Origin of the sequence: Erwinia persicina (genome assembly GCF_014838825.1) — a bacterium.
GTDB classification, from domain to species: domain Bacteria; phylum Pseudomonadota; class Gammaproteobacteria; order Enterobacterales; family Enterobacteriaceae; genus Erwinia; species Erwinia persicina_A.
In genome coordinates, this window is the sequence record NZ_JACYMO010000026.1 from 1 (window position 1) to 1,824 (window position 1,824).

Below are 1,824 nucleotides of genomic sequence, written 5' to 3' on the forward strand. Positions count from 1 at the left end.
CGTTCTGTGCCTGCATCTGTACCGGCCCCTGGTTCGCGATGAGCTTGATCCCCAGCTTGCGGACAAACACGCTCAGGGCATTCCCCACCCCGATGAACAGGTTTTTCACCACGCTGACGTCGGCATTTTTACCGGCCGTGGCAATCAGGTTCTGCCCGGCCGATACCTGCAGATGTTGTCCGCTGGTCAGCGCCATACCCTCCCGCGCGCTGAGCAGCAGCACCGACTTTTTGAGCTCCGTCAGCTGCTGTTCCAGCAGTGTGATTTGCGCCTGGAGATCGGCCGGGTTCGCGGTCGCCTTCTGCGCGTCACCGGAGATGGATGTCATCTGCTCCCGGGCGTCACCCAGGTTGCTCACCGCCGGCTCCATCTCCAGCACCTGGCCCTGCGCCTTAGCCTGCCCGTCAGCGCTGATAAATATCCCTTTCTGCGCCCGTATCGCCCCCCAGCCGTCGGTTCTGAGCTCAAAGCCCTCGCCGCGCCGCTGCTTTTCGCCGTCGACCAGATGGCCGAGGTTCAGCTGGCTTTTGCCGCCGTACTCTGTGGAGACCTTGATTAAGATCGTTTTTTTCAGGCAGGATTGCTGGGTGAGTACTGGAGCAACCAGACACAATAAAAATCAAAACACAGATAAAAAATTTCATTTAATTCAGTGGGTTAAATACCACGAGTCCAAAAATGTGCTTACAGAAACATTCCAAATATTTATTTAACTTAACTTAATCCCCACCTCGAACCATGTAATAAATCATTTCACCATTGGGTGACTTTGCCATATTTATTTTGTAATTTCCTTCAAAGTCTCGCCTGTATTTACAAGCCATTCAATTCTTGTCCGTTTTTATTTTTATTACATACACCTTATCGATTTTACTTCCCGGAGTCGTTGTTCCCATAGAGTATCCATTAATATGGACTAGTATTTCACCTACCTCTTTCGGTTTTCCGCTAATTATTATGCAATGATAATCCTCATCTACTCGTTCAGCCCCTCCTCTTTTTAATTTGGTTACCTTCGGATTCCATTTCAACCCTGCTTCCGGAGGGGATATATCCACACCAACATTCTCTTTAAATAAAATAGCATTAGTTACTTCAATCTCAGTCAAATAGCCCTGACCAACCATTCCGTCAGGGAGATTATTTCCTGCGGGTAAGAAGCTTGGCGCAGTACTGCTACAAGCAGAAATCAAGAAGATAATAAAAGGAATAATCTTTTTCATAGTTATTTGATTGGTTTAAAAACCAACCCTCCAAAAACATGCTTAGCGAAGTAGCTGAGATTACTACTATTTTTTGTTTGCCACTCAACTCTTCCCCAAGAGAAAAGCTTCAGTTCAATTAATTCATCACTATCTTTGGGAGTAATATCTCCACCATTAACTTTGCAAACAGCGTCATCCCAAACAATCCAGTGATTCTTTGACGATGAGTCACCAGAACCCCATCCCTTTAACATTCCTGCAGATATCAGAGTTACAACTCTGTATCCTTGTTTCATATATGAATTAAGCTTTACTATATCTGCCTCATTAGCATGTGAAAGGCTTATATTATCGAATATTTTTTCATAACCTGCCTTTTCGAACCATTCCGTCAACTTCCCCCACATTGTAATACCAGCGACCTGATCACCCACTTCATCGTAGCTCATGATGGAATTTTCAGAATCTCTCAGGCTAGCCAAAGTGATCCAATCCAGACCTGATACTGCTTCTCTACCGTAGTCATCATAAAAACTACCTTTGGGATGCCTACATCCATCTCCAGGTGAAATATCAAGAATACCTATTTTAGTTTTACCATACAGCCAAAGTTCATTTG

At 45.1% G+C, this 1,824-nt stretch carries 1 protein-coding gene and 2 pseudogenes; all 3 read right to left on the bottom strand.

Features of this window, described 5'->3' with window-relative positions:
* A pseudogene (locus IFU29_RS22100) lies at nt 1-556 on the bottom strand (type VI secretion system Vgr family protein); the annotation flags it as partial.
* Between the two features lie 268 nt (nt 557-824).
* Nucleotides 825-1,223 carry a hypothetical protein gene (locus IFU29_RS22105; protein WP_191935755.1) on the bottom strand — a complete coding sequence of 133 codons (399 nt, stop codon included), beginning with the start codon at nt 1,221-1,223 and terminating at the stop codon, nt 825-827.
* A gap of 2 nt (nt 1,224-1,225) precedes the next feature.
* Nucleotides 1,226-1,824, bottom strand: a pseudogene (locus IFU29_RS22110) (hypothetical protein); the annotation flags it as partial.

Excerpts from the sequence above, each read along its gene's own strand:
- IFU29_RS22105 (WP_191935755.1), bottom strand. The coding sequence starts at position 1,223 with ATGAAAAAGATTATTCCTTTTATTATCTTCTTGATTTCTGCTTGTAGC.